Source organism: Serratia sp. (in: enterobacteria), assembly GCF_046715635.1.
Taxonomy (GTDB): Bacteria; Pseudomonadota; Gammaproteobacteria; order Enterobacterales; family Enterobacteriaceae; genus Chania.
Genome location: NZ_JBKJYW010000529.1, coordinates 1 through 6478, shown reverse-complemented (window position 1 = coordinate 6478; position 6478 = coordinate 1). Strand labels below are relative to the sequence as shown.

Annotated in this window: 8 protein-coding genes; 6 read left to right on the top strand and 2 right to left on the bottom strand. The window is 54.3% G+C overall.

The features are described 5' to 3' along the window. Both ACLQ7H_RS27270 and ACLQ7H_RS27265 read left to right on the top strand, forming a co-directional pair. The coding region (locus tag ACLQ7H_RS27270; protein ID WP_411755372.1) for an iron chelate uptake ABC transporter family permease subunit at window positions 1-594 on the top strand (594 nt) is incomplete at its 5' end. Beyond that, window positions 594-1454 (top strand): metal ABC transporter permease, encoded by an 861-nt coding sequence (locus ACLQ7H_RS27265; RefSeq protein ID WP_411755371.1) that lies wholly within the window; start codon window positions 594-596, stop codon window positions 1452-1454. The genes ACLQ7H_RS27270 and ACLQ7H_RS27265, both read left to right, overlap by 1 nt. A 20-nt stretch (window positions 1455-1474) precedes the next feature. Here the strand turns inward: ACLQ7H_RS27265 and ACLQ7H_RS27260 are convergent, their stop codons facing one another. Further along, on the bottom strand, window positions 1475-1924 hold the full coding sequence (locus ACLQ7H_RS27260) for a GNAT family N-acetyltransferase (protein ID WP_411755370.1): 450 nt from the start codon (window positions 1922-1924) through the stop codon (window positions 1475-1477). A 392-nt stretch (window positions 1925-2316) separates the two neighbouring features. Between ACLQ7H_RS27260 and ACLQ7H_RS27255 the strand changes: the two genes are divergently transcribed. After that, a complete protein-coding gene (locus ACLQ7H_RS27255; RefSeq protein ID WP_411755369.1) occupies window positions 2317-3186 on the top strand; it encodes a fructosamine kinase family protein in 870 nt (289 codons plus the stop codon). A gap of 39 nt (window positions 3187-3225) precedes the next feature. Here the strand turns inward: ACLQ7H_RS27255 and ACLQ7H_RS27250 are convergent, their stop codons facing one another. Further along, window positions 3226-3786 carry a YniB family protein gene (locus ACLQ7H_RS27250; RefSeq protein WP_411755368.1) on the bottom strand — a complete coding sequence of 187 codons (561 nt, stop codon included), beginning with the start codon at window positions 3784-3786 and terminating at the stop codon, window positions 3226-3228. A gap of 214 nt (window positions 3787-4000) precedes the next feature. Here ACLQ7H_RS27250 and hxpB point away from each other — a divergent pair, with 214 nt between their 5' ends. The 3 genes from hxpB to ACLQ7H_RS27235 all read left to right on the top strand — a co-directional run bounded on the left by hxpB (window position 4001) and on the right by ACLQ7H_RS27235 (window position 6388). Continuing rightward, a complete protein-coding gene (gene hxpB, locus ACLQ7H_RS27245) occupies window positions 4001-4666 on the top strand; it encodes a hexitol phosphatase HxpB (RefSeq protein WP_411755367.1) in 666 nt (221 codons plus the stop codon). A gap of 212 nt (window positions 4667-4878) precedes the next feature. Continuing rightward, on the top strand, window positions 4879-5640 hold the full coding sequence (gene kduD / locus ACLQ7H_RS27240; protein ID WP_411755366.1) for a 2-dehydro-3-deoxy-D-gluconate 5-dehydrogenase KduD: 762 nt from the start codon (window positions 4879-4881) through the stop codon (window positions 5638-5640). A 199-nt stretch (window positions 5641-5839) separates the two neighbouring features. Then, the gene (locus tag ACLQ7H_RS27235) at window positions 5840-6388 is read left to right on the top strand and encodes a metal-dependent hydrolase (RefSeq protein ID WP_411755365.1); all 549 of its coding nucleotides are present in this window, start codon (window positions 5840-5842) and stop codon (window positions 6386-6388) included. Window positions 6389-6478 lie beyond the last annotated feature (90 nt).

The window sequence follows — 6478 nt, the reverse complement described above, 5'->3', positions numbered from 1 at the left end:
GAAGATGCGATTATCGGCTTTATTTTCTCCACCTTTTTCGCCGTCGGCCTGTTGATCATTTCGCTCAATCCCACTTCGGTGAACGTGCAGTCGATCATCTTCGGCAACATTCTCGGTATCGCAGATGAAGACGTGTTGCAGGTGGAGATTATTATCGGCGTTTCGTTGCTGATCTTATGCCTGGTGTGGAAAGACCTGCTGGCAGTATTTTTTGACGAAAACCACGCGGTATCAATTGGGCTTTCGCCATTAAAGCTGAAGATCCTGTTCTTTACCCTGCTTAGCGCCTGTACCGTGGCCGCGCTGCAAACCGTCGGTGCCATTCTGGTGATCGCCATGGTGATAACCCCCGGTGCCACCGCCTATCTGCTGACCGACCGTTTTGGCCGTCTGGTGATTATCGCCATCGCGATCGGTGCCTTGACCAGCGGCCTGGGTGCGTATATCAGCTTCTTCGTTGACGGGGCAACCGGCGGCGTGATCGTCACGCTGCAAACGCTGGTGTTCCTGGCGGCCTTCTTGTTCGCACCGAAGCACGGGCTGATAGCCTCAAAACGCCGCGTCACCCGTGGCAACTCTCCGGAGGGCAACTGATGGAATTCCTGTTGCAATGGCTCTCTGAGCCGTTCGCCTATCCCTTTATGCAGTGCGCCATCATCGCGGCCATCGTCACCGGCGTAGTTTGCGCCGTGCTGTCTTGTTATCTGGTGTTGAAAGGCTGGTCACTGATGGGTGATGCCATCTCTCACGCCGTGCTACCCGGTATTGTGCTGGCCTTTGTGTTCAGCATTCCGCTGGTGATTGGCGCGTTTCTTTCCGGTATTTTCTGCGCGGTCGCGACGGGCTATCTGAAAGAACACAGCCGGGTGAAAGAAGATACGGTGATGGGGATCGTATTCTCCGGCATGTTTGCCTTTGGATTGGTGCTGTTTGCCCGCATCGATACCGATCAACACCTCAGCCATATCCTGTTCGGCAATATGCTGGGGATCACCGACGGTGAGCTGCGGCAAACGTTGTGGATCGCCGGGATCACGCTGGCGATCGTACTGCTCAAGCGCCAGGACTTTATGCTCTACTGTTTCGATCCGAACCATGCGCGCGTCATTGGTCTGCCGGTGAAGTTACTGCACTACGGCTTACTGTGCCTGCTGGCGTTAACCATCGTGGCCTCGCTACAGGCGGTGGGGGTGATCCTGGTGATTGCGATGCTGATCGCTCCGGGGATCATTGCGTTTACCCTGTGCCGCAGCTTCAACCGGATGCTGATCGTCGCCACCATCGCTTCGGTTTTCTCCTGCGTGTTGGGGACGCTGATCAGTTTTCATATCGACGGCGCAACCGGGCCGTGTATCGTGATTGTGCAGGCGCTGCTGTTTGTCATTGCCCTGCTCTACAGCCACTTCAAACCCGTGCAACGCCACGAAATCACCGTAGTTAAAACCAACTCGTAGGCGCCGGATGCGGCGCCCGCTTATTGCTGCTGATAAATATCGGGCCGGGCGATCTGCCAGACAAAATCCTGCTTATTGACTGGCTGATAACCCACCTGTTGATACAGCTCCGGGGCACTGCTGGTTACCAACATAATGCGCCGCAGGCGTTGCAATACCGGATGCTCCAGCATGCAGGCCATCAACCATTTGGCCAGCCCCTGCCGCGTAAACTCGGGGATGACGAACACGTCACACAAATAGCCGAACGTGGTGTAGTCCGTCACCAACCGGGCAAAACCAATCTGCTGGCGTTGCAGATAGAGGCCAAAACACAGGCTGTTATCGATCGACTGCTGCACCGTTGCCAATGAGATCCCCTGCGCCCAGTTGGTGGTCGCCAAAAAAGCGTGGGTGACAGCCAGGTCCAACTCGCTTTTATCATTGTTGATACGAAATTCACCGCGCTGCCACTGCTGACTCGGCTCCATTCACCACTCCCATTGCAATTGATTGATGTCCCATTCAGCCGCCCTCACCCTAACCCTCTCCCCCAGGAGAGGGAACAGAATGTGCCACAGACTGACTCCTGCACCTGCCCACGGCTCCGCACAACTCCCTTGCCCTGTGGGAGAGGGTTGGGGTGAGGGGAAAATCCCTACTATGACGTTCCCCGCGTAAGAAGAAACCCAGTAAGTTAGCCAGAACCGAGCTGCATTAAGTATAAGCGTACTTAAATTAATCAATAGCGTATATACTTTGACCAGACACGCGGCGATGATATTTTCGTCAATAGATGGCGCAGCTGTGCGCCACATCGTGTTTTCGCAGCAGGAAAGACGCTAACCTAATGAAATCGCAGGCAACACAGAAGGGGATTACTATGTGGCAAGCCGTTAGCCGTCTGTTGAGTGAACATCTTGGCAGCGCAGAAATACGCGAAAGGACTGAACTGCCTGGGGGAGAGATCCACGCGGCGTGGCGCGTGAGTTACGGTGATAGCGAGGTGTTTGTAAAATGTGATACCCGGGAACTGCTGCCGATATTTACTGCGGAGGCCGATCAACTGGCCCTGCTGGCTCGCAGTAAGACCGTGCGCGTCCCCGAAGTGTATGGGGTTGGCAGCGATCGCGATTACAGTTTCCTGCTATTGGAGTATCAACCCCTTAAGCCGCTGGATGCGCACGGGGCGCACTGCCTCGGGCAACAACTGGCCCGCCTGCACCAGTGGAGCGAACAACCGCAGTTCGGCCTCGACTTCGATAACGATCTTTCCACCACGCCGCAACCCAACGCCTGGCAACGCCGCTGGGCAGAATTTTTTGCCGAGCAACGCATCGGCTGGCAGCTACAGCTGGCAGCGGAAAAGGGCATGACCTTCGGTGATATCGACGAAATTATCGACGTGGTGTATCTGCGGTTGCAACACCATCAGCCGCAGCCTTCCCTGCTGCACGGCGATCTGTGGCCTGCCAACTGTGCTCAGGCCGCCGATGGGCCTTTGCTGTTTGATCCAGCCTGTTACTGGGGCGACAGGGAATGTGATTTGGCGATGCTGCCGCTGTATCCTGATTTGCCCGCCCAGATTTATGACGGCTATCAAAGCGTGTGGCCGCTTGAGGCCGGTTTTATCGAACGTCAGCCGCTATATCAGCTTTATTACCTGCTAAACCGCAGCAACCTGTTTGGTGGCCAGCATCTGGTCATTGCCCAACGGGCCATCGACAAGCTGCTCCACCCAGAAACGCTGTAATAGAGGGGGCGCCACATGCGGCGCCCGTTAATTTCAGGTTTAGGCCACTCCGGCCATTTGCCCTAGCAGCTTGAGCACAAAATAAGCCACCACGGCGATCGCTACCGGCAAGATATACAGCGGGAAGTATTGCAGCAAAATGGTGTGGTGCGGCAACGTCACCCGCTCCTCCAATTGCGCACGCGTGTGCCCTTCGCTGCCCTTGGCCTGTTCCAGGATCATCTGATCTTCCAATCCCTCACGGATAAACTTCACCTGACGCGACATGCGCGCACCGGAGGTCTGCAATGCCAGGCCGACAAAAATCAGGAAATAGATGATGATAAACATCAGATTAGCGCCGCTGAACAGGCTCTTATCCACGTCCGGTACCGGTGAGTTGTACCAGAAAATATCCAGGAATGGCGTATTGAAGCGCACCATATCGACCATGACGTGGACAAAATCCAGCATCACTGCGTTGATCCCTCTGGACTTCTCACTGTGTTGATAAACAAAGCCCAGCAGTGAAACCAGCGTTGAAAGTAACGCCGGGATGAAAACGACCCATCCGAAAATGCGTTTCAGTATGGCAACGCGCCCAGCTTGTTGATACGTCATGTGTTCCCCTTGTAAGCGACGTAACCGTTGTTGCGCTAAGTCTACCTGTAGTTAACGAAACTCGCCCACCGTTTTCTTCGTCTTCCTGTCTGAATCCAGTGAGATCCAGCACTTTGAGAAAACACCCCGGGCCCGAAGGGTGCAGGTGTCTGAACAAAAATGATAGAGTGGCGAAAACATTTTCTTTTACTGGTGCTGCAGGAGTTAATTGTTAATGGCTTATTCGCAACGCATAGCAACCGCAATTTTTGATATGGACGGTCTACTGATCGACTCTGAGCCCCTGTGGTTACAGGCAGAAATGGACATCTTCAGCTCATTGGGGCTGGATCTGTCCGATCGTCACAAACTGCCGGATACGTTGGGTTTACGCATCGATCTGGTGGTGCGGATGTGGTTCCAGGCCATGCCGTGGCAAGGGCCTTCTCAGGAGGAAGTGGCTGGTCGCATTATCGAGCGGGCCATCGAACTGGTACGGGAAAAGCGCCCGCTGTTGCCTGGGGTGCAACAAGCGCTGGAACTGTGCCGTAGCCTGAGTCTGAATATCGGGTTAGCCTCCGCCTCCCCGCTACATATGCAGCAGCAGGTATTAAAGATGTTCGATCTGGAAAGCTATTTTGACCAGTTGGTTTCGGCCGAATACCTGCCGTACAGCAAACCTCACCCGGAAGTCTATCTGATCGCGGCCGAACGTCTGGGCAGCGACCCACAGCACTGTATTACGCTGGAAGACTCCTTCAACGGTATGATTGCCACCAAAGCGGCGCGTATGAAATCGATCGTGATCCCAGCACACGAATACAGCCAGGATCCGCGCTGGGCCTTGGCCGACCTTAAACTGCAAAGCCTCGAGCAGTTGACTGCCGCCCATCTGGCCTGATCTTGACGGCATCGGCCCTGTCGATGCCTTTCTCTCTCCCCGCGCCAGCAAAAATAAATAAAACACAGTTTCATTTTAATTGAATTAAGATACCATTCAAATTATGCTAGTCGCATAAAGAAAACACCGGGTGAATCGGTGACACTGTCACTGCCACGCAGTAGCCGTCGTAAGCCCGGTGCTTTCTTCCCTCACGGCAAGAGAGCAAAGCTATGATTTTGAATTCCTTCGACTTAACGGGCAAAGTGGCGCTGATCACTGGCTGCAATACCGGCCTGGGGCAAGGCATTGCGATTGGGTTGGCGCAGGCTGGTTGTGACATTATCGGCGTGAACCGCAGTCAGCCCCTTGAGACCATGAACAAAGTCAGCCAAACCGGGCGGCGGTTCCTGAACCTGAACGCCGATCTCGGCAGCATCGATGCTATCCCTTCACTGCTAGCCGCCGCCGTTGAGGTGTTTGGCAGGATCGATATCCTGGTGAACAACGCAGGGATTATCCGCCGTGAAGACGCCCTGAATTTCAGTGAACAAGACTGGGATGAGGTGATGGACGTCAATATCAAGACCCTGTTCTTTATGGCGCAAGCGGTAGCCAAACAGTTCATCAGCCAGGGCAGCGGCGGTAAAATTATCAATATTGCTTCAATGCTCTCTTTTCAAGGCGGCATTCGCGTGCCCTCTTACACCGCGTCGAAAAGCGCGGTACTCGGCATCACCCGGCTGTTAGCCAATGAATGGGCGCAATACCAGATTAACGTCAACGCCATTGCTCCGGGCTATATGGCCACCAACAACACCCAGCAGCTACGTACCGATGAAGACCGCAGCCAGCAGATCCTCGAGCGTATCCCCGCCGGGCGCTGGGGCACGCCGGAAGACTTGATGGGCCCAATCGTCTTCCTGGCCTCGGCAGCGTCCGACTACGTTAATGGCTACACTCTCGCGGTGGACGGCGGCTGGCTGGCTCGCTAATTCCAACTCGTCACGGGCGCAGCATGCAGCGCCCCTACATAATGAGTCTGCCTGTATCCCACGTTCGTAAGGCATGAGGTTTCAACCCTTTGTAAAACGGCGTAAAATTAACAAATCGTTACAGGGTAACCGCTTCCGTTACTGTAAAAATTCCCATATACTGGATAAATTAACAGTTTAGTGGCCGGAATATAGCAACATGACCGCGGAAGGACATCTCATATTCTCTGTTGCCTGCGCGATCTTTGCCAAGAAAGCGGAGGTGACTCCCGTGCTCGCCACTGGCGATTGGTGGCACATCATTCCTGCCGCGCTGCTGACATCACTGTTACCCGATATCGATCACCCAAAATCCATCCTGGGCCAGCGCCTGCGCTGGATCGCAATCCCGATCTCCCGCGCCTTTGGTCACCGTGGTTTCACCCATAGCCTGCTGGCTATCGTCGGCGGCATGTGGCTATTTCAACTAGAGGTGCCGCGCGGTTGGCCCATCCCCGCGGACGTGCTGCACGCCATGATTATCGGCTATTTCAGCCACCTGCTGGCCGATATGCTCACCCCTGCTGGCGTGCCATTGCTCTGGCCCTGCCGCTGGCGCTTCTGCCTGCCAATATTGAACTCACAAAAAGGCAATCAGCTAGAGCGGGTGTTGTGTTTATGCCTGGTGGCTTTCGCCATTTATTGGCAAGGGGATTACACGCTTCCCGTGCAGTCATATTTTGAGCAAATAAAAAATATCCGACTGTGATCACAAAAAACCGGCTATTTTCTCGCCTTTTCGCTCATTACATCGACGATTTTCAGTCAAAAGTTATATTAAATTCTTTTTAGATATAAG

What these genes read in the sequence shown, in the direction of transcription:
- ACLQ7H_RS27255 (WP_411755369.1), top strand. Translation starts at nt 2,317, where the DNA reads ATGTGGCAAGCCGTTAGCCGTCTGTTGAGTGAACATCTTGGCAGCGCA.
- kduD (WP_411755366.1), top strand. Translation starts at nt 4,879, where the DNA reads ATGATTTTGAATTCCTTCGACTTAACGGGCAAAGTGGCGCTGATCACT.
- ACLQ7H_RS27260 (WP_411755370.1), bottom strand. Translation starts at nt 1,924, where the DNA reads ATGGAGCCGAGTCAGCAGTGGCAGCGCGGTGAATTTCGTATCAACAAT.
- ACLQ7H_RS27250 (WP_411755368.1), bottom strand. Translation starts at nt 3,786, where the DNA reads ATGACGTATCAACAAGCTGGGCGCGTTGCCATACTGAAACGCATTTTC.
- hxpB (WP_411755367.1), top strand. Translation starts at nt 4,001, where the DNA reads ATGGCTTATTCGCAACGCATAGCAACCGCAATTTTTGATATGGACGGT.
- ACLQ7H_RS27265 (WP_411755371.1), top strand. Translation starts at nt 594, where the DNA reads ATGGAATTCCTGTTGCAATGGCTCTCTGAGCCGTTCGCCTATCCCTTT.
- ACLQ7H_RS27235 (WP_411755365.1), top strand. Translation starts at nt 5,840, where the DNA reads ATGACCGCGGAAGGACATCTCATATTCTCTGTTGCCTGCGCGATCTTT.